At 71.7% G+C, this 24,205-nt stretch carries 19 protein-coding genes and 3 pseudogenes; 14 read left to right on the top strand and 8 right to left on the bottom strand.

Annotation, left to right across the window (positions count from 1 at the left end; translation table 11 throughout):
* A pseudogene (locus tag E6P78_RS23095) lies at window positions 1-2,927 on the top strand (FAD-binding and (Fe-S)-binding domain-containing protein); the annotation flags it as partial.
* Between the two features lie 187 nt (window positions 2,928-3,114).
* Here the strand turns inward: E6P78_RS23095 and E6P78_RS23085 are convergent.
* Window positions 3,115-3,858 carry a L,D-transpeptidase family protein gene (locus E6P78_RS23085; protein ID WP_240799332.1) on the bottom strand — a complete coding sequence of 248 codons (744 nt, stop codon included), beginning with the start codon at window positions 3,856-3,858 and terminating at the stop codon, window positions 3,115-3,117.
* Between the two features lie 299 nt (window positions 3,859-4,157).
* Here E6P78_RS23085 and E6P78_RS23080 point away from each other — a divergent pair, with 299 nt between their 5' ends.
* The gene (locus E6P78_RS23080; RefSeq protein WP_136205543.1) at window positions 4,158-5,999 is read left to right on the top strand and encodes an ABC transporter ATP-binding protein; all 1,842 of its coding nucleotides are present in this window, start codon (window positions 4,158-4,160) and stop codon (window positions 5,997-5,999) included.
* Window positions 5,996-7,777, top strand: a complete 1,782-nt coding sequence (locus tag E6P78_RS23075; protein ID WP_136205542.1) for an ABC transporter ATP-binding protein — start codon at window positions 5,996-5,998, stop codon at window positions 7,775-7,777. Before E6P78_RS23080 ends, E6P78_RS23075 begins: the two co-directional genes overlap by 4 nt.
* A gap of 45 nt (window positions 7,778-7,822) precedes the next feature.
* Here E6P78_RS23075 and E6P78_RS23070 read toward each other — a convergent pair whose 3' ends face one another.
* The gene (locus E6P78_RS23070; RefSeq protein WP_136205541.1) at window positions 7,823-8,614 is read right to left on the bottom strand and encodes a metal-dependent hydrolase; all 792 of its coding nucleotides are present in this window, start codon (window positions 8,612-8,614) and stop codon (window positions 7,823-7,825) included.
* 170 nt (window positions 8,615-8,784) lie between these two features.
* On the opposite strand from E6P78_RS23070, the gene E6P78_RS23065 reads away from it, so the two are divergent.
* A complete protein-coding gene (locus E6P78_RS23065) occupies window positions 8,785-11,298 on the top strand; it encodes a DEAD/DEAH box helicase (RefSeq protein WP_136205540.1) in 2,514 nt (837 codons plus the stop codon).
* Window positions 11,299-11,338: 40 nt separating this feature from the next.
* Window positions 11,339-12,220 carry an acyl-CoA thioesterase II gene (locus tag E6P78_RS23060; RefSeq protein ID WP_136205539.1) on the top strand — a complete coding sequence of 294 codons (882 nt, stop codon included), beginning with the start codon at window positions 11,339-11,341 and terminating at the stop codon, window positions 12,218-12,220.
* A 4-nt stretch (window positions 12,221-12,224) separates the two neighbouring features.
* On the opposite strand, the gene E6P78_RS23055 is transcribed toward E6P78_RS23060, so the two are convergent.
* Window positions 12,225-12,449 (bottom strand): DUF6011 domain-containing protein, encoded by a 225-nt coding sequence (locus E6P78_RS23055; protein ID WP_136205538.1) that lies wholly within the window; start codon window positions 12,447-12,449, stop codon window positions 12,225-12,227.
* Between the two features lie 124 nt (window positions 12,450-12,573).
* Window positions 12,574-13,008: a hypothetical protein gene (locus E6P78_RS23050; RefSeq protein WP_136205537.1), complete on the bottom strand. Its 435-nt coding sequence runs from the start codon at window positions 13,006-13,008 to the stop codon at window positions 12,574-12,576.
* Between the two features lie 116 nt (window positions 13,009-13,124).
* Between E6P78_RS23050 and E6P78_RS33565 the strand changes: the two are divergent.
* Together E6P78_RS33565 and E6P78_RS23040 are read left to right on the top strand one after the other, a co-directional pair.
* Window positions 13,125-13,592 (top strand): annotated as a pseudogene (locus E6P78_RS33565) (GNAT family N-acetyltransferase).
* Window positions 13,593-13,626: 34 nt separating this feature from the next.
* Complete coding sequence (locus E6P78_RS23040) at window positions 13,627-14,115, top strand: glutathione peroxidase (protein ID WP_136205536.1); 489 nt, start codon at window positions 13,627-13,629, stop codon at window positions 14,113-14,115.
* A gap of 19 nt (window positions 14,116-14,134) precedes the next feature.
* On the opposite strand, the gene E6P78_RS23035 is transcribed toward E6P78_RS23040, so the two are convergent.
* Entirely contained in the window at window positions 14,135-14,533 is a 399-nt protein-coding gene (locus E6P78_RS23035; protein WP_136205535.1) for a hypothetical protein, read from the bottom strand.
* A 156-nt stretch (window positions 14,534-14,689) separates the two neighbouring features.
* Window positions 14,690-15,916 carry an acyl-CoA dehydrogenase family protein gene (locus E6P78_RS23030; RefSeq protein ID WP_136205534.1) on the bottom strand — a complete coding sequence of 409 codons (1,227 nt, stop codon included), beginning with the start codon at window positions 15,914-15,916 and terminating at the stop codon, window positions 14,690-14,692.
* A 170-nt stretch (window positions 15,917-16,086) separates the two neighbouring features.
* Between E6P78_RS23030 and E6P78_RS23025 the strand changes: the two genes are divergently transcribed.
* Window positions 16,087-16,737: a TetR family transcriptional regulator gene (locus E6P78_RS23025; RefSeq protein ID WP_136205533.1), complete on the top strand. Its 651-nt coding sequence runs from the start codon at window positions 16,087-16,089 to the stop codon at window positions 16,735-16,737.
* Between the two features lie 11 nt (window positions 16,738-16,748).
* Here the strand turns inward: E6P78_RS23025 and def are convergent, their stop codons facing one another.
* Entirely contained in the window at window positions 16,749-17,303 is a 555-nt protein-coding gene (gene def, locus E6P78_RS23020; RefSeq protein WP_136205532.1) for a peptide deformylase, read from the bottom strand.
* A gap of 165 nt (window positions 17,304-17,468) precedes the next feature.
* On the opposite strand from def, the gene E6P78_RS23015 reads away from it, so the two are divergent.
* Both E6P78_RS23015 and E6P78_RS33560 read left to right on the top strand, forming a co-directional pair.
* On the top strand, window positions 17,469-18,200 hold the full coding sequence (locus E6P78_RS23015) for a 2-phosphosulfolactate phosphatase (RefSeq protein WP_136205531.1): 732 nt from the start codon (window positions 17,469-17,471) through the stop codon (window positions 18,198-18,200).
* Window positions 18,201-18,205: 5 nt separating this feature from the next.
* Window positions 18,206-18,334, top strand: a pseudogene (locus E6P78_RS33560) (right-handed parallel beta-helix repeat-containing protein); the annotation flags it as partial.
* Window positions 18,335-18,406: 72 nt separating this feature from the next.
* Here E6P78_RS33560 and E6P78_RS23005 read toward each other — a convergent pair.
* Window positions 18,407-19,573: an alanine--tRNA ligase-related protein gene (locus E6P78_RS23005; RefSeq protein WP_136205530.1), complete on the bottom strand. Its 1,167-nt coding sequence runs from the start codon at window positions 19,571-19,573 to the stop codon at window positions 18,407-18,409.
* A gap of 389 nt (window positions 19,574-19,962) precedes the next feature.
* On the opposite strand from E6P78_RS23005, the gene E6P78_RS23000 reads away from it, so the two are divergent.
* From E6P78_RS23000 to E6P78_RS22985, 4 genes are all read left to right on the top strand, one after another.
* Entirely contained in the window at window positions 19,963-21,201 is a 1,239-nt protein-coding gene (locus E6P78_RS23000; RefSeq protein WP_136205529.1) for a MurT ligase domain-containing protein, read from the top strand.
* Window positions 21,202-21,235: 34 nt separating this feature from the next.
* Complete coding sequence (locus tag E6P78_RS22995) at window positions 21,236-21,964, top strand: glutamine amidotransferase (RefSeq protein WP_136205528.1); 729 nt, start codon at window positions 21,236-21,238, stop codon at window positions 21,962-21,964.
* A gap of 143 nt (window positions 21,965-22,107) precedes the next feature.
* Window positions 22,108-23,133 (top strand): 6-phosphofructokinase, encoded by a 1,026-nt coding sequence (locus tag E6P78_RS22990; protein WP_136205527.1) that lies wholly within the window; start codon window positions 22,108-22,110, stop codon window positions 23,131-23,133.
* 118 nt (window positions 23,134-23,251) lie between these two features.
* Window positions 23,252-24,202 (top strand): cytochrome c oxidase assembly protein, encoded by a 951-nt coding sequence (locus E6P78_RS22985; RefSeq protein ID WP_136205526.1) that lies wholly within the window; start codon window positions 23,252-23,254, stop codon window positions 24,200-24,202.
* Window positions 24,203-24,205 lie beyond the last annotated feature (3 nt).

Raw genomic sequence — 24,205 nt, 5'->3', positions numbered from 1 at the left:
ATGCCGCTGCTGGAGCCCAATCCCGACACCCTGCGCCCCGCGGCGGCGCGCCGGCCCTCCCACGACCGCGTTCCCGACGGCCAGGCGCAGGGCACGCCCGAACCGCTGCGCGGCGAGCTGACCGCCCTGCTCGGTGCCCACAAGGTGCTCGGGAAGATCTCCGACCTGGTGAAGTACGCCTCCGACGCCAGTCCGTACCGGTTCGTGCCCCAGGTGGTCGTCGTCCCCGAGGACATCTACGACATCTCCGCGATCCTCTCGTACGCCCACGGCAAGGGCCGCAACGTCGTCTTCCGGGCCGCGGGCACCAGCCTCAACGGCCAGGCGCAAGGTGAGGACATCCTCGTCGACGTCCGGCGGAACTGGGCGGGCGTCGAGGTCCTGGACGACGGCGCCCGTGCCCGTATCCGCCCGGGTACGACGGTCGTGCGGGCCAACGCGGCTCTCGCCCGGTACGGCCGGCTGCTGGGGCCTGACCCGGCCAGCGCTATCGCCTGCACGATCGGCGGGGTCGTCGCCAACAACGCCTCCGGTATGACCGCGGGCACCAGCCGTAATTCGTACCGCACCGTCTCCTCGCTCACCTTCGTGCTGCCCAGCGGCACCGTCGTGGACACCGGCGACCCGGCGGCCGACGAGGACCTGGCCCGTGCCGAGCCGCGCCTGTGCGAGGGGTTGATGGCGCTGAAGGCGGAGATCGAGGCCGATGGCGCGCTCACGGCCCGCATCCGGACCAAGTACGAGATCAAGAACACCAACGGCTACCGGCTCGACGCGTTCCTCGACGGCTCGACACCGGTGGAGATTCTGCGCGGGCTCATGGTCGGCTCCGAGGGGACGTTCGGCTTCATCTCCGAGGTCGTCTTCGACACGCTGCCGCTGGACCGCCGGATCTCCACGGCGCTGCTGTTCTTCCCCTCGCTGACCGCGGCGGCCGCCGCCGTGCCGCTGTTCAACGAGGCGGGGGCCATCGCCGTCGAGCTGATGGACGGGAACACCCTGCGGGCCTCCGTCAGCGTGCGGGGGGCGCCCGCCGACTGGGCCGGGCTGCCGAAGGGGACCGCCGCGCTGCTGGTGGAGTTCCGGGCCCCGGACGAGGAGGGGCAGGAGGGGTACGAGCGGGCGGCGGCCGATGTGGTGCGGCAGCTGGAGCTGGTCCGTCCGGTCACCTCCGTGACCAACGAGTTCACCCGGGACGCCCGGACCATCTCCGGCTACTGGAAGGCCCGCAAGGCCTTCGTCACCGCGGTCGGCGGCTCCCGCCCCTCGGGCACGACGCTGATCACGGAGGACTTCGCCGTTCCGCCTTCCCGGCTGGCCGACGCTGCGAGGCGCTGCTCGCGCTCCAGGCCGAGCACGGCTTCGACGCCGCCGTCGCGGGCCACGCCGCGCACGGCAACCTCCATTTCCTGCTGGCCTTCGACGCGGCACTGCCGACGGACGTCGAGCGCTACGCCGCGTTCATGGCTGACTTCTGCCGGCTGACGGTGGAAAGGTTCGACGGATCGCTGAAGGCGGAGCACGCGACGGGGCGCAATATCGCCCCCTTCCTGGAGCTGGAGTGGGGCCCGAGGGCCACCGAGCTGATGTGGCGCACGAAGCAGGTCATCGACCCCGACGGCGTCCTGGCACCGCGGATCGTCCTCGACCGCGATCCGAAGGCGCATCTGCGCGGCCTGAAGACGATTCCCCGGGTCGAGCCGGTCGCCGACCCCTGCATCGAGTGCGGCTTCTGTGAACCGACGTGCCCCAGCCACGACCTGACCACCTCACCGCGCCAACGCATCGTGCTGCGCCGGGAGATGATGCGCCAGCCCGGCGGTTCACCCGTGGAGACGGGTCTCGTTGACGCCTACGGCTACGACGCCGTGGACACCTGTGCCGGTGACTCGACCTGCAAGCTCGCCTGTCCGGTCGGGATCGACACCGGCGCCATGATGAAGGACTTCCGTCATCAGCGGCATTCCCGGCGCGAGGAGCGGATCGCCGCGCTCGCCGCGACGCACTTCCGCGCCGCGGAGACGGCGGCGCGGCTGGCCGTGGCCGCTGCGAGCCGGATCGACGACCGTCTGCTGCGGGGCGTCACGCGTCTCGCCCGCCGCGCGGTGCACCCGGATCTCGTCCCCGAGTGGCTTCCGGAGATCCCCGGGGCGGCTTCCCGGAAGCTGCCGCGCACATCCAAAGCGGGAGCGAGCGCGGTCTACTACCCGGCCTGTGTCAACCGCATCTTCGGCAGCCCGGACGGGTATCGCGGCCCGTCCCTGCCGCAGGCCGTGGTCGCGGTTTCGGCCCGTGCGGGCAAACCCGTCTGGATTCCGGACGACGTCAACGGCACCTGCTGCGCGACCATCTGGCACTCCAAGGGGTACGACGCGGGCAATGCCGTGATGGCCAACCGGATCGTGGAGGCCGCCTGGGGCTGGACGGCCGGCGGAAAGCTGCCCCTGGTCGTCGACGCCTCCTCCTGCACGCTGGGCATCGCCCACGAGGTGGTGCCGTATCTCACCGAGGACAACCGGAAGTTGCACCGCGAGCTGACGGTGGTCGACTCGCTGGTCTGGGCGGCGGACGAGCTCCTGCCGGAGCTGACGGTGCTGCGGCGGGCCGGTTCGGCCGTGCTGCACCCGACCTGCTCCATGGAGCACCTGGATGATGTGGATCGGCTGCGCGCGGTCGCGGAGGCCTGCGCGCACGAGGCCGTGATCCCCGACGACGCCGCGTGCTGCGGCTTCGCGGGCGACCGCGGGATGCTGCACAAGGAGCTGACGGCGTCCGCGACCGCGAAGGAGGCGGCCGAGGTCCGGCCCCGGGAGTACGACGCGTATCTCTCGGCCAACCGCATGTGCGAGATCGGGATGGACCGGGCGACGGGCCGTTCGTACCACTCGGCGCTGATGGAGCTGGAATGGGCGACCCGCCCCGGCCCCGGCCCCGGCTCCAGCTCCGGCCCCGGCCCCGGCTCCGGCCCCGCCCCTGACCCCGCCTCTCGCCCCGGCTCCGACCCCGCCCCTGGCCCCGCCTCCCGCACGGGCTCCGTCCCCGGCCCGGGCTCCGACCCCGAACCCGACCCCGGCTCCGGCTGAGGCCCCGGCTGAGGCGTACGCCGGCGGCCCGTCAGCCGCGGAGGCTCGCCCGGTCGCCCATCACCACGACCGGGTGCTGCTTCGGGTCCAAGGTGCGCAGCAGCTTCTCCATGGCCGGCTTCGACACACTCACACAGGCCGAAGTCCCGCTGCCGTGGTCCATGTGCAGCCAGATACTGCCGCCCTTCGTCTGGCCCTGCGGGCGCGTCGGGTCGTTGGGCGGGGTGCCCTTGACCCGGTTGTAGTCGATGGCGATGACGTAGTCGAAGTCGTGCCAGTGGGACTTGGCCCAGTAGTGCGGGGCCTGGATGGATGCCGACTGCGTGTACGGCAGGAGCGCGCCGGGGTCGGCCAGCACACCGCCCGCGTCGCTGAGGGTGAAGACGCCGACGGGGCTGCGCTTGTCGTCCTCGTGGTGGTTGGCCGCCCAGCCCCTCTTGCCGTTGTGCGCCTTCCAGCCGGCGACCTTGTCCCAGGTGGAGCCGGACTTGGTGTAGAGCACGACGGTGGAGTCCGCGGAGTCCTTGCCCGCGCCGTAGACGGCGACGACCTGACGCGAGTCGGCCCGTATCTGCGACTGGAGGCGGTCGCCCACATCGGGGATGCGCTTCAGGCCGGTGGTCCGCTTCTTCTGCTCGCCCTTCTCGGCGGCGGCCGACTGATGCGCGCCGCCCTTCTTCGTGTCCTGCCCGTCGCCGCAGGACGTCAGGGTCGTGAGCAGGACACCACAGGCGGCCGCCGAGACCACCACTCGTACCGCACCGGCTATATGCATCCGCCCATGCTCGCACTTGGTGACGTGCGCCTTCGCGCGCCCGAGGGGGGCCCGGCGAAAGCGTGCCGAATCTTTACCCGTCCGCATCTTTGCCCGTCCGCATCTTTCCCCGTCCGCGGCCGGGCCCGCGCAGCCCGCCACCGGGGCCGATAAAAGCGTTTGCCGCGTCCCCGGTGATACGCGAGGCTTGCACGGTTTGGTTCCCCGCCTGCGAACCCCCGCAGGCGGCCCGGTGTTTCTCCCGACGCGTCCCGGGGCCCCTCGCGGGTTCCGGCCTCTTCCGATTCCTTTGGGACGTCATGCACATTCGCGATCTTCCGTACCCTGATCCCGGCGATCCCGATGTCCGTTCAGGCCCTCGCTTCCTGTACTGGCTGGGCCGCAATCAGCTCCGCGGGCAGCTCAAATCCCTGTCCTGGGGCCTTCTGCACCAATGTTCCATCGCGGGCTACCCGCTCACGGTCGGACTGGGCGTCCAAGCGGTCGTCGACCGGTCCGGCGGCCGGCTCGCGCTGGCGGGCGGCCTGACCGCGCTTCTGGGTGTACTGACCGCGGTGAGCGACACCATGGTCCACCGCAGCGCCATCACCAACTGGATCACCGCCGCGGCCCGGGTCCAGCAGTTGCTGTCCCGCAAGACCGCCGAGCTGGGCGCGGCGCTGACCCGCAGGGTCGCCGCCGGCGAGGTGGTGGCGGTCTCCACCGGTGACGTGGAGAAGATCGGCTGGTTCGTCGAGTCGCTCTCCCGCTTCCTGGCCGCCGCGACGGTCCTGGTCGTCATCAGCGTCGGGCTCGTCCTCTACCTCCCCTCCCTGGGCGTCCTCGTGGCGATCGCCATGCCCTTCCTGGCGCTGTCCGTACTGCCGTTGCTGCCCCGCGCCACCCGTCGCGCCGACGTCCAGCGCGAAAAGGCGGGCAAGGCCACCGAACTGGCCTCGGACACCGTGGCCGGGCTGCGCGTGCTACGGGGCATCGGCGGCGAGGAACTGTTCCTGGACCGGTACCGGCGCGCTTCCCAGGAGGTCCGCAAGGCCGCGGTGCACAACGCCCGTATGTGGTCGCTCATCTCCGCGGTCCAGGTCCTGCTGCCGGGCGTACTGCTGCTCGCCCTGGTCGTCTACGGGGCCTCCCTGGCGAGGGACGGGAAGATCGAGGTCGGCCAGCTGGTGACCGTGTACAGCGCGGCGACCCTGCTGATGTTCCCGCTGCGTCACTTCGAAGAGATCGCCATGGCGTACTCCTTCTCCCGGCCCTCCGCGCAGCGCGCGGTGCGGGTGCTGTCGCTCAGCCGGACCACCCGTGCGGCCACGGCCACCACCGTCCCGTCCGGCGACCTGTACGACCCGGTCACCGGGCTGCTCGCGCCCCATGGGTTGTTCACCGCCGTGGTCTGCGGCGACCCCGACGAGGCCGGCCGGCTGGCGGAACGGCTCGGCGGACATGCCCAGCCCGAGGCGCGGGAAGAGGAGGCCGAGGACACCGTCGCCCCCGCCCCGCCGTCCGTCCTGCTGGGCGGCGTACCCCTGGACGAACTGGAGCTGGACGCGGCGCGGGCCGCCGTCCTGGTCCAGGACAAGGACCCGGTGCTGCTCTCGGGCACGCTGCGTGAACTCCTGGACGTGCCGTCGTCCGGCCGGGTGACGGCCGGGGCCGCCCTGTCGGCCGCCCAGTGCGACGACGTCCTGGCCGCGCTGGCGCAGGCGTCCCCAGGCCCGGGCGGTGAGCCCCTGGACACCCGGATCACCGAACGCGGCCGGTCGCTCTCCGGCGGACAGCGCCAACGGCTCGCACTGGCCCGGTCATTGATGACCGACCCTGACGCCCTCGTCCTGGACGAGCCCACGTCCGCCGTCGACTCGCACACCGAGGCCCGCGTCGCCGCGGGCGTCAAGGCGCTGCGTGCGGACCGTACGACCGTCGCCTTCTCCTCGTCGCCGCTGCTGCTGGACCTGGCCGACCGGGTGGCGCTGGTCCACCGGGGCACGGTGGTGGCCGCCGGTACGCACCGTGAGCTGCTGCTCACCGAGGAGCGGTACCGGGACGTCGTCGCGCGCGACACCGACGACGAGGCGGCGGCCACGGCCGCACCCGGGCGGAACGAAGAAATCGGCACGAGCGAGGAAATCGAGGAGAGGGCATGATCGGCATCGCCCCACCGGCCCACGACCCGGCGGCTCCGGAGTCGGCCACGACCCTGCCGGTCGGCAGCCCCGCGACCGTACGCTCCTACGTACGGGGGCTGATCCGGCGCCACCGGCGCCCGTTCATCGTGGTGACCCTGCTCAACACGCTCGCGGTGACCGCCTCGATCGTGGGTCCGTACCTGCTGGGCGGGCTCGTCGAGGATCTGTCCGACGGCGCCACCGACCTGCATCTGGAGCGCGCGGCAGTCGTGTTCGCGGTCGCGCTGGTCGTGCAGACGGTGGCCACCCGGATGATGCGGCTGCGCAGCGCGATGCTGGGCGAGGAGATGCTCGCCGATCTGCGCGAGGATTTCCTCGTGCGCTCGGTGCGGCTGCCCCCGGGAGTGCTGGAGCGGGCCGGCACGGGGGACCTGCTGTCACGGATCACGACGGACATCGACCGGCTCGCCAACGCGATGCGCGAGGCGGTGCCGCAGCTGACCATCGGCGTGGTGTGGGCGGGCCTGCTCGTCGCCGCCCTCACCGTCACCGCTCCCCCGCTGGCGCTCGCGGTGCTCGTGGCGCTGCCGGTGCTGCTGATCGGCTGCCGCTGGTACTTCCGCCGGGCACCCTCGGCGTACCGCTCGGAGGCCGCCGGTTACGCGGCGGTCGCGGCGGTGCTCGCGGAGACGGTGGACGCGGGGCGGACCGTGGAGGCGCACCGGCTGGGTGCGCGCCGGGTCGCCCTGTCGAACCGGCGCATCAAGGAGTGGACCGCGTGGGAGCGGTACACGCTGTTCCTGCGCTCGGTGCTCTTTCCCGTCATCAACGCCACGTACGCGACGATTGTCGGCGCGGTCCTGCTGCTGGGCGGCTGGTTCGTCATCGAGGGTTATCTCACCGTCGGCCAGGTCACGACCGGTGCCCTGCTCGCTCAGATGATGGTGGACCCGATCGGTCTGATCCTGCGCTGGTACGACGAGTTGCAGGTCGCCCAGGTGTCGCTGGCGCGCCTGGTGGGTGTCCGGGAGATCGAGCCGGACGCGGGCGATGCCGCGGTGGTCCCGGACGGCCGGGACGTGCGCGCCGACGAGGTGCGCTTCGGGTACGTGGACGGCGTCGATGTGCTGCACCGGGTGTCGCTGGACGTCGCGCCGGGTACGCGGCTGGCGCTGGTCGGCCCGTCGGGTGCGGGCAAGTCGACGCTGGGCCGGCTGCTGGCGGGGATCTACGCCCCGCGGATCGGTGAGGTCACGCTCGGGGGCGCGCAGCTGTCGCGGATGGCGACGGAGCGGGTCCGTTCGCATGTGGCGCTGGTCAACCAGGAGCACCATGTGTTCGTCGGTTCGCTGCGCGACAACCTGCTGCTGGCCCGTACGGACGCCGAGGACGCGGAGCTGTGGACGTCGCTCGCGGCGGTCGACGCGGACGGCTGGGCGAGGGCCCTGGAGGCGGGGCTCGACTCCGAGGTCGGCTCGGGCGGTCTGGTGATCACACCGGCGCAGGCGCAGCAGATCGCGCTGGCCCGGCTGGTCCTGGCCGACCCGCACACGCTGGTCCTGGACGAGGCGACCTCGCTGCTCGATCCGCGCGCGGCCCGGCATCTGGAGCGGTCGCTGGCCCGGGTGCTGGACGGCCGTACGGTCGTGGCGATCGCCCACCGGCTGCACACCGCGCACGACGCGGATGTGATCGCCGTGGTCGAGCAGGGCCGGATCAGTGAGTTCGGCAGCCATGACGAGCTGGTGGCGGCGGACGGCGCGTACGCGGCGCTGTGGCGGTCCTGGCACGGCTGACGGCTCCGGGGGCCGGCCGGTCCGGCCGGCCCCCGGGCGCGGGCGTCAGATGACGTTCATCGCGACTGCCGCGCCCACTCCGCCGAGCACCATGAACACCGGCATCAGCACCTTGATCTCCACCCAGCTGCCGGCCCTGAAGCGCATGGCCTTCGGCGGGCCGATGGGGTACCAGCGCTTGCGGCCGACGGGGATCGGCCACAGGATCGGGCAGCCGGACACGGTCAGCGCGTCGCCGATGTCGTGGATGAGGGCGCCGAGCACGATGGGCAGTCCGAGCCAGAGGTATTCCTGGCCGGGGTCGGTGAAGAGCCAGTCCGAGCCGTGGCCCGGCTGGTCGAGGATGCCGGCGAGAATCCACGCGCTGGTCGCTCCGAGCAGCCACACCAGGACGTCGCTGGACATCCTGGCGGCCCGCCACAGCAGCCCCTCGACGGCGAGGACCAGGTGGACGAAGAGGATGCCCAGCACCGCCCAGCGGCCGCCGGTGATCGCCGCGCCGGAGGCCGCCGCGCCGATCAGGACCGCCCACACCCAGGTGTGGGTCAGGGTGCGGTGGCCGCCGTTGCGCGTGGAGTCGCCCCGCATCCGGGTGGCCTTGTAGACGGCGTGCGAGAGCTTGTCGACGACCTCGCACACCCCGCGTGAGACCGGTCCGAAGGCGCGCGAGATGGTCGCCGACTTGTGGTCGAGGTCGGGGGCGAGCGCCGCGCCCGCGCTGATCAGCGCGCCGACGACGAGGACGGGCCACGGCATGGGGTGGCCGGCGGCGGCCGCGGCGGCACCCACCCCCAGCCAGGCCGCTGCCCCGGACAGTGAGTGTGCCGGTCCCATCATGACTGCTGAGCCCCCCGTGGGTGTCGCCGAGTGCGCCAGGCGGTGCCTGTACGTGAGAACCGGCCACCGTCGTTGCGACGTGGCCGAGTTGAGAGGGCAGCGTATCGTCCGTGATCTTCCTGCCGTCGTCCGGTTCCCTCATCGGGACCGAAGACAGGCAAGATGGGGGCGTGACCCTTATCGATCAGCTGCCCCCGACCGACGACCCCGACGCCCTCTTCGAGGCTTTCTCGTCCTGGACCGAGACGCAGGGGATCACCCTCTACCCCGCTCAGGAGGAGGCGCTGATCGAGGTGGTCTCCGGGGCCAACGTGATCCTTTCCACGCCCACCGGGTCCGGGAAGAGCCTGGTCGCGGCGGGTGCGCACTTCACCGCCCTGGCACAGGACAAGGTCACCTTCTACACCGCCCCGATCAAGGCGCTGGTCTCGGAGAAGTTCTTCGACCTGTGCAAGCTGTTCGGTACGGAGAACGTCGGCATGCTCACCGGGGACGCCTCGGTCAACGCCGACGCCCCGGTGATCTGCTGCACCGCCGAGGTGCTGGCCTCCATCGCTCTGCGTGACGGGAAGTACGCGGACATCGGCCAGGTCGTCATGGACGAGTTCCACTTCTACGCGGAGCCGGACCGGGGCTGGGCGTGGCAGATCCCGCTGCTGGAGCTTCCGCAGGCCCAGTTCGTCCTGATGTCGGCGACGCTCGGTGACGTCCGGATGTTCGAGGAGGACCTGACGCGGCGCACCGGCCGCCCGACCTCCGTGATCCGCTCGGCGACCCGGCCGGTGCCGCTGAGCTACGAGTACCGGCTGACGCCGATCACCGAGACGATCACCGAGCTCCTGGAGACCCGGCAGTCGCCGGTGTACATCGTGCACTTCACCCAGGCGGCGGCGGTGGAGCGGGCGCAGTCGCTGATGAGCATCAACATGTGCACCAAGGAGGAGAAGGAGAAGATCGCCGATCTCATCGGCAACTTCCGCTTCACCACCAAGTTCGGCCAGAACCTCTCGCGTTATGTGCGGCACGGCATCGGTGTGCACCACGCCGGCATGCTCCCGAAGTACCGCCGGCTGGTGGAGAAACTGGCGCAGGCGGGTCTGCTGAAGGTGATCTGCGGTACGGACACGCTCGGCGTCGGCGTCAACGTACCGATCCGCACGGTGCTGTTCACCGCCCTCACCAAGTACGACGGCACCCGGGTAAGGACGCTGCGGGCCCGCGAGTTCCACCAGATCGCCGGCCGGGCCGGGCGGGCGGGCTTCGACACGGCGGGCTTCGTCGTCGCCCAGGCACCCGAGCACGTCATCGAGAACGAGAAGGCCGTCAAGAAGGCGGGCGACGACCCGAAGAAGAAGCGCAAGGTCGTCCGCAAGAAGGCTCCCGAGGGCTTCGTGGCCTGGTCGGAGACCACGTTCGACAAGCTGATCCAGTCCGATCCGGAGCCGCTGACCTCCCGGTTCCGGGTCACGCACACGATGCTGCTGTCCGTGATCGCCCGCCCGGGCAACGCCTTCGACGCCATGCGGCATCTGCTGGAGGACAACCACGAGCCGCGCCGGGCGCAGCTGCGGCACATCCGCCGGGCCATCGCGATCTACCGTTCGCTGCTGGACGGCGGCGTGGTGGAGCAGCTGGCCGAGCCGGACGCGGAGGGCCGTATCGTGCGGCTGACCGTCGACCTCCAGCAGGACTTCGCGCTGAACCAGCCGCTGTCCACCTTCGCGCTCGCCGCGTTCGAGCTGCTGGACCCGGACTCGCCGTCGTACGCGCTGGACATGGTGTCGGTGGTGGAGTCGACGCTGGACGACCCGCGCCAGATCCTGGCGGCGCAGCAGAACAAGGCGCGCGGCGAGGCGGTCGGGCAGATGAAGGCCGACGGGATCGAGTACGAGGAGCGGATGGAGCTGCTCCAGGAGGTGACGTACCCGAAGCCGCTGAGCGAGCTGCTGTGGCACGCGTACGACGTCTACCGGCGCAGCCACCCGTGGGTGGGCGACCACCCGGTGTCGCCGAAGTCGGTGATCCGTGACATGTACGAACGGGCCATGACGTTCACGGAGTTCACCTCGAACTACGAGCTGGCGCGCACCGAGGGCATCGTGCTGCGCTATCTGGCGAGCGCGTACAAGGCGCTGGAGCACACCATTCCGGACGACATCAAGTCCGAGGACCTGGAGGATCTGATCGCCTGGCTCGGTGAGATGGTCCGTCAGGTCGACTCCAGTCTTCTGGACGAGTGGGAGCAGCTCGCCAACCCGGAGGTGGAGACGGCCGAGCAGGCGCAGGAGCGGGCCGACGAGGTCAAGCCGGTCACGGCGAACGCCCGCGCCTTCCGGGTCCTGGTGCGCAACGCGATGTTCCGCCGGGTCGAGCTGGCCGCGCTGGACCGGGTCCGCGACCTCGGCGAGCTGGACGCGGACGCGGGCTGGGACGAGGACGCGTGGGGCGAGGCGATGGACGCGTACTGGGACGAGTACGAGGGGCTGGGCACCGGTCCCGACGCGCGCGGGCCGAAGCTGCTGAAGATCGACGAGGACGCGGAGCACGGCCTGTGGCGGGTCCGTCAGACGTTCGCCGACCCGAACGGCGACCATGACTGGGGCATCAGCGCGGAGGTCGATCTCGCCGCGTCGGACGAAGAGGGCCGGGCGGTCCTGCGGGTCACCTCCGTGGGCCAGCTGTGAGCGGACGCGCGACGTCACCGCGAGAGTGGAGAGGAACGGCATGACGAACCCCGCCGAGAGCCTGGTCGACCTGCTCGACCTGGAGCGGATCGAGGTGAACATCTTCCGCGGCCGCAGCCCCGAGGAGTCCTTGCAGCGGGTCTTCGGCGGGCAGGTGGCGGGGCAGGCGCTGGTGGCCGCCGGCCGCACCACGGACGGGGACCGGCCGGTGCACTCGCTGCACGCCTACTTCCTGCGGCCGGGCCGTCCGGGCGTGCCGATCGTGTACGACGTCGAGCGGGTCAGGGACGGCAGGTCGTTCACCACGCGCCGGGTGACGGCGGTCCAGCAGGGCCGGACGATCTTCAACCTGACGGCGTCGTTCCACCGCCCCGAGGAGGCGGGCTTCGAACACCAGCTGCCGCCCGCGCGCGTCGTGCCCGGTCCGGAGGAGCTGCCGACGGTCGCCGAAGAGGTGCGCGAGCACCTGGGCGGTCTGCCGGAGGCCCTGGAGCGGATGGCGCGGCGCCAGCCGTTCGACATCCGCTACGTCGACCGGCTGCGCTGGACGCGGGAGGAGGTCGAGGACGCCGACCCGCGCAGCGCGGTCTGGATGCGCGCGGTGGGCCCGCTGGGCGACGACCCGCTGGTGCACACGTGTGCGCTGACGTACGCGAGCGACATGACGCTGCTGGACGCGGTCCGCATCCCGGTGGAGCCGTTGTGGGGCCCGCGCGGGTTCGACATGGCGAGCCTGGACCATGCCATGTGGTTCCACCGGCCGTTCCGGGCGGACGAGTGGTTCCTGTACGACCAGGAGTCGCCGATCGCCACGGGCGGGCGGGGGCTGGCACGTGGCCGGATCTACGACCGTGCGGGCCGTCTGCTGGTGTCGGTGGTGCAGGAGGGACTGTTCCGCCGCCTGGGCGACCGGCCCGCGTAACGGCTCAGGTGCCGGGGAGCACGTCCTGCTCGACCTCGTGCCGCCGGTGGCGGATGGCCGGCGGTGCGGGGTGCAGTTTGGCGTCGCAGGAGGGGCCGAGGCCGGTGCGGCGGGAGGCGGTGCCGGTGAGCGGCCGTCCGCAGAGGCGGCAGCGCACGGTGCGGGGACCGGCGGCTGCGGCGGTGCCGGGCAGCGGCTCGGTCCCGGGGGCGGCTTCTGGTGACTCCACGGGGTGATCCTCTCAGCCGGCCGGTCCAGTCTTCGATCCGGCAGCACGCAGGGGCCGCCGAAGATGATCGGCGGCCCGGGCCGCCCCCGGGCGGCACGTGCTCCGGCGGGGCCGTGAGGCGCCGTCAGGCCCGTTCGCGGCCGTCGGCACCCGAGCACAGCGCCCAGATGATGAAGATGTCGACGGCGATGAGCACGATGGACCACAGCGGGTAGTACGGCAGCCATACGAAGTTGGCGAGCGCGCCGAGCCCGGCGAGCACGACGCCCACGACCCGCGCCCACAGGGCCCCGGTGAACAGGGCGAAGCCGGCGAGCGCGATGACGATGCCGAGGATGAGGTGAATCCAGCCCCAACCCATCAGATTGAACTGGAAGACGTAGTTGCGGGTGGCGACGAACACGTCGTCCTTGGCGATGGCGGAGATCCCCTGGAAGATCGCCATGGCTCCGCCGAAGATCATCAGGACCGCGGCGAACGCGGTCCAGCCCGTTCTGAAGGGGTGGTGTGAGCCGTCGGTGCCGTGTGTCGTCCGTACTGCGCTTCCGGTGCCGGCCATCTCGGTCCTCCTTCTGCTGGCACGGTCGCCCGGCGGAATCGGTGTGCCGCACCGGGCATCCCGGTTCCAGCGTGGCACGGGCGGGAGTGTCCGGCAGAACGGCGGGTTGCTGTGGGGTGCCGCTCGCACCTCCGCCGACCTGGGCTTATGATCGCGCGGCCGCATGCCGGTCCGCGCGGAGGGAGGGGTTCCTCGCGCCCCCGGACCGGGGCGCCGCCGACAGGTGGGGGCGGGAGCGGGCCGCCGCCGTGGACGCGGGCGCCAGCAGGTGTGAGGCGCCCGCGACGGGGAACGCATCGCGGGCACGATCGGCCTGGCCCGCGCGCCCCTGCCCAACGCCCGCCACCGCGCCGAGGTGGCCAAGCTGATGGTCCGCCCGTCCGCGCGCGGCGGGAGAGGACGGCGTCACGCCGCTGATCCCGGACACGGAGAGCGGCGGCCCGGCGGAGCGGCTGTACCGGTCGGCCGGCTGGACGGAGTGCCGGTCCGTCCCGGACTACGCCGGCGGCCCGGCGGGGGTGCTGAAGCCGACGACCTTCTACTACGGGGCGGCCGGCTTCGCACCCCGGGAGCCCCGGGCGTAAGAATGGGCGGGAAGACACCGAAGAGGAGACCTTCATGACGCTGTACGACATCCCGCTCCGCACCCTGACCGGCGAGCCGACCACGCTGGGCGCCTATGCCGGCCGGGCGGTGCTGCTGGTGAACGTCGCATCGAAGTGCGGTCTGACCCCGCAGTACGCCGGGCTGGAGCGGCTCCAGAAGGAGTACGGGGACCGCGGCCTCACCGTGCTCGGCGTGCCGTGCAACCAGTTCGCCGGCCAGGAGCCGGGGAGCGCGGAGGAGATCCGGACGTTCTGCTCGACGACGTACGGGGTGACCTTCCCGCTGCTGGAGAAGACCGACGTGAACGGTGCCGGCCGGCACCCTCTGTACGTGGAGCTGACCCGGCTCGCGGACGCGGACGGCGAGGCCGGGGACGTCCAGTGGAATTTCGAGAAGTTCCTGATCTCGCCGGCCGGTGAGCCGGTCGCCCGTATCCGCCCGCGCACGGAGCCGGAGGCCCCGGAGCTGGTGGCCGCCATCGAGGCCCAGCTCCCCGCCTGAGCCGCGGGCGGGTCCGCCGTCAGGCGTGGCTCAGCAGCAGGGAGCCCTTGGGGTAGGTGACACCGCCGTCCACGTTCGCCACCTGGATGCGGACGGGGGTGCCCTCCTTGATGTTCCCGGTCTTCCACGGGGTGCAGTAGGGCGAGGTGTGGCCGCGGGTGGTGGCGGTGCGGTCCCAGGTGCCGTCCCGGCCGATGTCGAGCTTCACCTCGATGCTCCAGCCGTCGGCCGAGATGTCGCAGGCGCGGATCGAGTCGCCGGGGGCGCCGCCGTAGGGATCGGCGTTCCATTCCCCGTAACCGCCGAATGCGGCGTCGAACGTCCGGGGCTCGGCGGACGCGGTTCCGTGTGCGGTGACGACGAGCCCGAACGCCGCGGCGGCGGCCGCCGCGACCCGTATTCCAGCGGCCCCCGCCATGTCCTGCCCCTTCATCGCCCGGTCACGATCTCCACCGGGAATCTACAGGTACATGGCAGGCACACACCATGGTGAGTCCTGTACGCGACCGCCCCCGACTCCTGACGTGGTGTCAGGGGGCGGGAGCCGGGGCGTACTTCGGGCTGCGGTAGGCCGTCAGCGGATCGGCATGCCGGACAGTGTGCGGGCGATGACCAGGCGCTGGATCTCGCTCGTCCCCTCGAAGATCGTGTAGATCGCGGCGTCCCGGTGCATGCGCTCCACCGGGTATTCGCGGGTGAAGCCGTTGCCGCCGAGGATCTGGATCGCCTGGGCGGTGACCTTCTTGGCGGTCTCACTCGCGTACAGCTTGGACATGGAGCCCTCGGCGGACTCGAACGGCTTGCCGGTGGTGGCCATCCAGGAGGCGCGCCAGACCAGGAGCCGGGCCGCGTCGATCTGGGTCCGCATGTCGGCGAGCTGGAAGGCGACGCCCTGGTTGTCGATGATCGGGCGGCCGAACTGGGTCCGGGTCCTGGCGTAGTCGAGCGCCACCTCGTACGCGGCACGGGCGGTGCCGACGGCCATGGCGCCGACGGCCGGGCGGGACGCCTCGAAGGTGGCCATCGCCGCGTTCTTCACACGCTCGCCACCGGAGGCGGCACGCTCGCGGGCGCGGGCGAGGCGCTGGTCGAGCTTGTCCTTGCCGCCGAGCAGGCAGTGGCCCGGGACGCGCACGTCCTCCAGGACGACCTCGGCGGTGTGCGAGGCGCGGATGCCGTGCTTCTTGAACTTCTGGCCCTGCGACAGGCCGGGGGTGTTCGGCGGCACGATGAAGGAGGCGTGCCCCTTGGAGCCCAGCTCGGCGTCGACGACCGCGACCACCACGTGGACGTTGGCGATGCCGCCGTTGGTCGCCCAGGTCTTGGTGCCGTTGAGCACCCACTCGTCCTTGGCCTGGTCGTAGACCGCGCGGGTGCGCATCGAGGCGACGTCGGAGCCGGCGTCGGGCTCGGAGGAGCAGAAGGCCGCGACCTTCACGTCGTCGGCGTCCCCGTACATCTGCGGAATCCAGGTGCCGATCTGCTCCTCGGTTCCGTTGGCGAGGACGCCGACGGCCGCCAGGCCGGTGCCGACGATCGACAGGGCGATGCCGGCGTCGCCCCAGAACAGTTCCTCCATGGCCATCGGGATGCCGAGCCCCGTAGGATCGAAGAACTGCTGGGCGTAGAAGTCGAGGGAGTAGATCCCGACCTTCGCCGCCTCCTGGATGACGGGCCAGGGCGTTTCCTCACGCTCGTCCCACTCCGAAGCGGCCGGACGGATCACGTCCGCGGCGAAGCCGTGAAGCCAGTCACGGACCTGCTTCTGGTCGTCGTTGAGCTCAAGCGTGAACTCGGCCATGTTCCCCTCCACGTGCTGCCTCGAAACGCCTCGTTACTTCCGGTAACACCAGTCTGTTACCGGCAAGTAGCCTCTGTCAACCGCGTGAGACGCCATCCGCACCGCGCCGGACAGGGTGTTACGTTGCGCAGGCAGGACGGACAGGCACGGTCAGGGGTGGGAGAAACGACATGGAGACCACACGACAGGCCGAGCGCCAGCGGACCGCGGCCGAGCGCCGCCGCCGCGAGCTGCTCGAGGCCGCCGACCGCGTGGTGCTCAGGGACGGCCCCGGCGCCTCGATGAACGCCATCGCCGCCGAGGCGGGAATCACCAAGCCCATCCTCTACCGGCACTTCGGTGACAAGGGCGGTCTTTACCGCGCCCTCGCCAAGCGGCACACCGACGCCCTGCTGAGCGCCCTGCGCGCCGCCCTCGACGCACCCGCCGACCGCCGCCAACGGGTCGAGGCGACGCTCGACACCTACCTCGCGGCCATCGAGGCGCGCCCGCAGGTCTACCGCTTCCTGATGCACCCGTCCGACGACTCCACCCCCTCCCCCGAGCAGGGCTTCGACGTCGGCCGGCACTCCGCACCGCTGCTGCGCCGCCTGGGCGAGGAGCTCGCCGCCGTCATCGCGGAGCGGGTGGACCTCGGCCCGGACAGCCAGGCGATGGCCCGCATCTGGGGCCATGGCATCGTCGGCATGATGCATGCGGCGGGCGACTGGTGGCTGGGCGAACGCCCGTGCTCCCGCGAGCAGTTGGTGCGGAGCCTGGCCGATCTCCTCTGGGGCAGGCTGGCCGCCGCCGGTGACCGCCCGGGCGGCCCCGGCTTCTGACGGGCCGCCGGTCAGCCGGTGCGCCCCCAGGGCGCCCGGCGGGCCGCGCGCAGCACCCGCGCCCGGCGCAGCCCGGTCAGCCGGTCGGTGTAGACCCGGCCTTCGAGGTGGTCGCACTCGTGCTGGAGGCAGCGCGCGAAGAAGCCGGTCCCGGCGATCCGCACCGGCTCGCCCTCCACCGTCACACCCTCGACGACCGCGCGGTCGAAGCGCGGTGTACCGGCCTCCAGGCCCGGCAGCGAGAGGCAGCCCTCGGGTCCGCGCACGGTGACGCCGTCCGCCTCGACCAGCGTGGGGTTGACCACGTGCCCCAGGTGGCGCACGTCCTCGTCGTCGGGGCAGTCGAAGACGAACACCCGCGACGGCACACCGATCTGGTTGGCGGCGAGCCCGACGCCCCGCGCCTCGTACATCGTGGCGTACATGTCCTCGACGAGCCGGGCGAGCGCGGGGCCGAAGTCCGTGACCGGCTCGCACGCCGCGTGCAGGACCGGGTCGCCGAGCAGGCTCATGGTCCGGACGATTCCGGAACTGCCGGGGATCGGGCGGTTTCGCATGGCGTTCATCGTACGTTCCGCACGGCCGCCCCGGACATGCCGGGCGACTCCCCCGGACCTCGTCAACTCCCGCGCTCAGGTCACCCGGCTGAACCCGGGGCGCACCCCGGACCGTGTGCGTGATGTGCGCCACTGTCCGGGTTCGCGGGGCCGGGTGTGGGCGATCATGAGCGGATGGACGCCCGATTCCTCGGCATCGCCGATCTGGCCGCACCCCCGCCGGTGGCGGTCGTGGTCGACGTGATGCGCGCGTACACCGTGGCGGCCTGGGCCTTCGCCCGGGGTGCGGAGAAGATCGTCCTGGCCGGCTCGCTCGACGAGGCCCTGGCGCTCAAGGAGCGCCACCCGGACTGGGTGGCACTGAAGGACGGCCCGCCCGCTCCCGCCTTCGACGCGGTCAACTCGCCCGGTCTGCTGCGCTTTCGGGACCTGGGCGGACGGACCGTCGTGCAGAAGACCACAGCGGGGACGGTCGGCGCGCTCGCGGTCAAGGAGGCGTCGCTGGTGCTGTGCGCCGGCTTCGTGGTGGCGGAGGCTACGGCCCGGCTGCTGCGGGCCCGCGGGTGCGACAGCGTCACCTTCGTGGTCACTGGTGAGGACGGGCGCGCCGACGAGGACTTGGCCTGCGCGCAGTACATCGCCCGCAGGGCCGCCGGGGCTCCGACGGACGCGGCCCCGTACCTCCGCCGCGCCGGCGGTTCCCGCGCCGCAGCCGAGCTGACGGAGGGGGTGCGCGGGGGAACGCACCCCGATGACGTCGCGCTCTGCCTCGAACTCGACCGGTTCCCCTTCGCCATGGTGGCGACGCCGGAGGGCTCGCTCATGGTGCTCCGCCCCTGCGCCGGCACCTCGCCGGGGGCAAGCGGTCCGGGCGCTCAGAGACCCACCACCCGTTCACACTTCTGACCAACGCCTCCGTCCGACCGGCCGCCGCGGCGCTGTACGTGGCGCCGGACGGCACCGCCGACGCGGCAGGCACGGAGTCGGACCCCACCACACTGTCCTCGGCGATCAGCCGGGTCGGCTCCGGCGGGACCGTCGTCACGCCGTAGCCCGACCGCGGCGGCGTGGGGGTGTGACGGCCGGCCCGTCACGCCCCCACGCCGTTCCCCTCACTCCTCCCGCAGGCTCGTGATCAGGTCGCGCGGCAGACCGTGGGTGTCGTGGAGGTGGTGGAAGTCCTCCTCGGTCAGCGGCCCCCGGAACCGGGGCCGGGCGAGCACCTGCCGGCCCCGGTCCAGGAGCCGGACGAACCGGCTCTCCTCCTCGGCCAGCACCCGCAGCACCACGCCGGGGTCCACGTCCTGCCGGAAGTGGTCCAGGGTGTGCCGGACCAGTTCGGGCGGCAGGTCGCCGAGGGTGCGCGAGGGGTCGCCCTGCCACAGCACGGTCAGGGCCCGTCGCAGCAGGCGGCGCAGCACGTAACCCCGCCCGGTGGCGGCCGGGCGCACCCCGTCACCGAGGACGACGACGGCGGAGCGCAGGTGATCGCTGACCAGCCGCAGCGACGGCTCGTCCAGCGGCCACAGGCCCGGTACGAGGCGGCGCCAGGGGTCGAAGACGTCGCACTCGAAGACCGACCGCCCGCCCTGGAGCAGCGTGGCCAGCCGCTCAAGACCGAGCCCGGTGTCGACGTTGCGCCGGGGAAGCGGCACGAGGGAGCCGTCGTCGAGCCGGCGGTGGCTCATCGTGACGTGGTTCCACACCTCCACCCAGCGGTCGTCCCGCGTGGGGGTGGAGGTGGGCGGGCCCTCACCGCTCCACAGGAAGACCTCCGAGTCGGGGCCGCACGGTCCGACCGGGCCGTTGGACCACCAGTTGTCCTCCACGGTGAGCTCGACGGGGACGCCGAGGTCCTGCCACAGCCGCAGGGAAGCCGTGTCCTGCTCGGTCCGGTCGTCACCGGCGTACACGGTGGCGTGCAGCCGGCCGGGGTCGATCCCCAGCCCCTCGGTGAGCAGCCCGTATCCCCAGTCGAGGCTGCGCGGGCCGTCGTAGTCGCCCAGCGACCAGGTGCCGAGCATTTCGAAGACGGTCAGGTGGGTGGCGTCCCCGACCTCGTCCAGGTCGGTGGTGCGCAGACAGCGCTGTACGTTGACCAGCCGGCTGCCCAGCGGGTGGGGGCGGCCCTCCAGGTACGGGGTGAGCGGGTGCATGCCGGACGTGGTGAAGAGCACGGGGTCGCCGGGCGGCGGCAGCAGCGTGGAGCCGACGATGCGACGGTGGCCGCGCTCCTCGAAGTACTCGACGAATGTGCGGGCCAGCTGTTCTGTGTCCATGGGGATGACTCCTTCGCGTCACAGCGGGGAGGCACCGGAGAACGGGACCGTTCAGTCACCCGGCCGGGGCACGAACACCGCGGCACTACCGACGGACCGTTTCCGGTCGCCGGGGGGAGGGAATGTCAGTCGGCGGCAACCGGCGAGCTGGTCGCTCGCGCGGTCGCGGTGTTGATCGGGCCGAAGACGTTCATACGGCGACGGTAACGCGCTCCCGGCCGCTGGCGCACCCGGATTTCCGGGCCGGTGGAGCCGTGGACCACGGGACGGCGCTCCCCCGCGTCCTCCGTTCCACGGGAACTCCACGTGCCGGACGGTGCCGCGGTGCCGTCCCCGCGCCGGACATCGATAGGCTGGGTGGCGGACCGATGCAAGGAGGATCTAGGACGATGGCAGGCAACACGGAGCCGTTGTCGCCGCGGGCCAAGCTGGCCGTGACGGCGGGCAAGGCCGCTGCGGCGGTGTCGCGGGCGGCCGGGCGGGGCAGCGGATCGGTGATCGGCGGCCGGGTGGCGCTCAAGCTCGACCCCGACCTGCTCGGGCGGCTGGCGCAGCACCTGGACGTGATCCTCGTGTCGGCGACGAACGGCAAGACGACCACCACACGGCTGATCGCCGAGGCGCTGCGGGCCGCGGGCCCGGTCGTGTCGAACGCGCTCGGCGCCAACATGCCCGCGGGCATCACCTCGGCCCTGGCCGGCGGCTCCGACGCGCAGTACGGCGTGATCGAGGTCGACGAGAAGTACCTCGCGGGGGTCGCCCGCGACACGACGCCCAAGGTGATCGCGCTGCTCAACCTCTCGCGCGACCAGCTGGACCGGGCCGCGGAGACGCGGATGCTGGCCGAGAAGTGGCGCGAGGGGCTGTCCGGCTCCAAGGCCGTGATCGTCGCCAACGCCGACGACCCGCTGATCGTCTGGGCGGCCTCCTCCTCCCCCAACGTGGTGTGGGTCGCGGCCGGCCAGGCGTGGAAGGACGACGCCTGGTCCTGCCCGTCCTGCGGTGGCGTCATGCAGCGCCCCGGCGACGACTGGTTCTGCGGCGAGTGCGGTTTCCGCCGCCCGCCGCCGAGCTGGGTCCTGCACGGGGACTACGTGCTCGACCCGCACGGTTCGGCGTGGCCGATCCACCTCCAGCTCCCCGGTCGTGCCAACAAGGCCAACGCGACGAGTTCGGCGGCCGTCGCCGCCGTCTTCGGGGTGCCGCCCCAGGTGGCCCTGGAGCGCATGTACCAGGTGCAGGCCGTCGCCGGCCGCTACGACGTGGTGAGCTTCCTCGGCCGTGAGCTGCGGCTCCTGCTGGCGAAGAACCCGGCGGGCTGGCTGGAGACGTTCTCCCTGATCGACCCGCCGCCCACCCCGGTGATCCTGTCGGTCAACGCGCGCGGCGCGGACGGCACGGACACCTCGTGGCTGTGGGACGTGGACTACACCCAGCTCGCGGGCCACCCGATCTTCGTGCTCGGCGACCGCAAGCTGGACCTCGCGGTCCGTCTCGAAGTGGCCGGACTCGACTTCCGGGTCTGCGAGAACCTCGACGAGGCCGTGCAGCAGGCACCGCCGGGACGCATCGAGGTCATCGCCAACTACACCGCCTTCCAGGATCTGCGCCGCCGTGTCGGCAACTGACCCCGGCCCCGGCCCCCTCCGGAGAGGACGAAGCATGAGCAACAACAGCCTGCGGCTGGTGTGGGTCTACCCGGACCTGCTGAGCACCTACGGCGACCAGGGCAACGCCCTGGTGGTGGAGCGCCGGGCCCGTCAGCGCGGCCTCGACGTCGCGCGCGTCGACGTACGCAGCGACCAGCCGGTGCCCACCTCCGGTGACATCTACCTGATCGGCGGCGGCGAGGACCGGCCGCAGCGGCTCGCGGCGGAGCGGCTGCGCCGTGACGGCGGGCTCAGCCGGGCCGCGTCCAACGGCGCGATCATCTTCTCGGTCTGCGCCGGCTACCAGATCCTCGGCCACGAGTTCGTCAACGACCTCGGTGAGCGCGAGCAGGGTCTCGGTCTCCTGGACGTGATCTCGACCCGCGGCGAGGGCGCGCGGTGCGTCGGCGACGTGCTCGCGGACATCGACCCCCATCTCGGTCTTCCGCCGCTGACCGGCTTCGAGAACCACCAGGGCGTCACGCATCTCGGCCCGACGGCACGCCCGTTCGCGCGGGTGCGGTTCGGCCGGGGCAACGGCACGGGCGACGGCACGGAGGGCGCGTACAACGACACCGTGTTCGGCACGTACATGCACGGGCCCGTGATGGCGCGCAACCCGCTGATCGCGGACCTCCTGCTGAAGCTGGCCCTCGATGTGAACGCGCTCCCGCCCACCGACGACCGGTGGTACGAGGCGCTGCGCGCGGAGCGCATCGCGGCCGCCACACAGCCCGCCTGATGAGGTGGAAAACGCTCAGCTGAGCGGAGTCCAGCAGGCGGACGCCCGGTTCGGTCCCGCCACCCTGCGCCGGTAGGGTGGCGGAGATCCAACCGGACGACGTGGTCCGGTCGTCGGCCCACGTTGCAAAGGTTTCCCGGGCAATGCGAATTGGTGTGCTCACCTCCGGCGGCGACTGCCCCGGCCTCAATGCGGTCATCCGTTCCGTCGTCCACCGCGCTGTGGTCGACCACGGCGACGAGGTCGTCGGCTTCCACGACGGGTGGCGGGGCCTCCTCGAGTGCGACTACCGCAAGCTCGACCTGGACGCGGTCGGCGGCATCCTCGCCCGCGGCGGTACGATCCTCGGTTCCTCCCGGGTCCAGCCCGCGCATCTGCGCGGCGGCATCGAGCAGGCCAGGGGCCACGTCAAGGATCTCGGTCTCGACGCGATCATCCCGATCGGCGGCGAGGGCACCCTCAAGGCGGCGAACCTGCTGTCCGAGGCGGGGCTGCCGATCGTCGGCGTGCCGAAGACCATCGACAACGACATCGCCTCCACCGACGTCACCTTCGGCTTCGACACCGCCGTCGGCGTGGCCACCGAGGCGCTCGACCGGCTGAAGACCACCGCCGAGTCGCACCAGCGCGTCATGATCGTCGAGGTCATGGGCCGGCACACCGGCTGGATCGCGCTGCACTCGGGCATGGCGGCCGGTGCGCACGCCATCGTCGTCCCCGAGCGGCCCTTCGACATCGACGAGCTGACGGAGCTGGTGGGCCGCCGCTTCTCGGCCGGCAAGAAGTTCGCGATCGTCGTGGTCGCCGAGGGCGCGAAGCCGCGCCAGGGCTCCATGGAGTTCGAGTCGGGCGTCAAGGACATCTACGGGCACGAGCGCTTCACGGGCGTGGCGACCCAGCTCTCCATCGAGCTGGAGCAGCGCCTCGGCAAGGAGGCCCGCCCGGTGATCCTCGGCCATGTGCAGCGCGGCGGCACCCCGACCGCGTACGACAGGGTCCTCGCGACCCGCTTCGGCTGGCACGCGGTGGAGGCGGCGCACCGCGGCGAGTTCGGCATGATGACGGCGCTGCGCGGCACGGACATCACCATGGTGCCGCTCGCGCACGCCGTGGAGACGCTGAAGACGGTCCCCGCCGAGCGGTACTCCGAGGCGGAGTGCGTGCTCTGAGCGACACGACGACCCGAGACCGCCCCCGGCCGCATCCGCGGCCGGGGGCGGTTCTACTCTGGTCGGGACAACCAGCACGAAACAGGGACGTCCCGGCGTTCCCATCGGGAGTGAACAGATGGATCACAGCGGGCACGGCATGAACATGGACCTGCCGCCGTTCACGCTGGGACGCGGGCTCCAGTTCTCCGCGGACCCGTTCTTCCTGGCCGGCTGCGTCCTCGCCCTGCTCCTGTACGGGTACGGGGTGCTGCGGCTGCGCAGGCGCGGGGACGAGTGGCCGGTGGGCCGCACGGTGCTCTTCGTCGTCGGTGTGCTGACCATCGCCCTGGTGATGTGCACCCGGCTCAACGACTACGGCATGGTCATGTTCAGCGTGCACATGGTGCAGCACATGGTGATCAGCATGCTGTCGCCGATCCTGCTGTTGCTGGGTGCGCCGGTGACGCTCGCGCTGCGTGCGCTCCCGGTCGCGCGGCGTGGTTCGAAGGGGCCGCGCGAGCTGCTCCTGATGCTGCTGCACAGCCGGTACATGAAGGTCGTCACGCATCCCGCCTTCACGATCCCGCTGTTCATCGCCAGCCTGTACGCCTTGTACTTCACCCCGCTCTTCGACTACCTGATGGGCTCGACGACCGGGCACCTGGCGATGATGGTCCACTTCCTGGCGGTCGGATTGTTCTTCTTCTGGCCGATCATGGGCGTCGACCCCGGGCCGCACCGGCCGGGGTACGTGATGCGGATGCTGGAGCTGTTCGCCGGGATGCCGTTCCACGCGTTCTTCGGGATCGCGCTCATGATGGCGTCCCAGCCGATGGTGGAGGTGTACAAGAACCCCCCGGCCTCGCTCGGCATCGACGCCCTGTCCGACCAGAGCGCGGCGGGCGGCATCGCCTGGGCGTTCAGCGAGATCCCCTCGGTCCTGGTCCTGGTGGCCCTGGTGTTCCAGTGGTACCGCTCGGAACAGCGGACGGCGAAGCGCTCGGATCGGGCCGCGGACCGGGACGGGGACCAGGAGCTGCTGGCGTACAACGCGTATCTCGCGTCGTTGCAGGCGCGCGGACGGTAGCGG

The organism is Streptomyces sp. A0958, from assembly GCF_004795035.1.
GTDB lineage: Bacteria > Actinomycetota > Actinomycetes > Streptomycetales > Streptomycetaceae > Streptomyces.
This window is presented reverse-complemented; position numbering and strand designations above follow the sequence as displayed.